1 protein-coding gene is annotated in these 736 nt (G+C 40.1%); it reads left to right on the top strand.

Features of this window, described 5'->3' with window-relative positions; all coding sequences use genetic code 11:
• On the top strand, nucleotides 1–482 hold a 482-nt coding region (dnaQ, locus tag A3735_RS23985), incomplete at its 5' end, for a DNA polymerase III subunit epsilon (RefSeq protein ID WP_068638793.1).
• Between the last annotated feature and the right edge of the window lie 254 nt (nucleotides 483–736).

Genomic DNA, 736 nt, shown 5'->3' with positions numbered 1-736 from the left:
TTGCCCAAGAATTTCTTGAGTATATAAAAGGTTCTGAACTGGTTATCCATAATGCGGCGTTTGACGTTGGCTTTATCAACCACGAATTTAACCTTTTGGTCAACAAGATCCCTCCGGTAGAAAATTACTGTGGTGTATTAGATACACTAGCCATGGCGCGAGAGAAGCATCCGGGGCAAAAGAACAATCTGGATGCTTTATGTAAACGCTACGGGATCAATAATAGTCACCGTGAACTGCACGGGGCTTTATTGGACTCCGAAATACTCGCTGATGTTTATTTATTACTAAGTGGTGGGCAGACTAGCTTGTTGCTAGATAAGGAAAAGACAGATGAAGGTGGCGCCGGAGGTATTCGAAGGTTACCCGGTACACGCAAGCCTCTACCTGTTCTGGCTGCCAATACAGAGGAAGCTGCGTCTCATGAAAAATACCTCGAATCACTTAGAAAGAAATCAGACCAGGTGATTTGGGACTTATAAGTGTTTCATAAGTAGCAGAGCTAGTCTTTGCTAATTACGAAAACACACAGTGCTAAACTTGTTAAGCGTCGGAATTGTGATATAAATTAATAACCAACGATATTTTTTTAAATTGATTTAGAGCATGTTCTGACCATTAACTGAGACGTTATTTGGTTAGAAGTATTAATACAAGAATTAAAGCGGTTTTATTTTGAAACTTGATAATTACTCTTTGGACCGGAATTAGCTTATGGCCTTGTCATCTACGAGTC

This window comes from Oleiphilus sp. HI0061 (assembly GCF_001635675.1).
The sequence above is the reverse complement of the archived record's forward strand: the minus strand, read 5'-3'. Positions and strand labels throughout refer to the sequence as shown.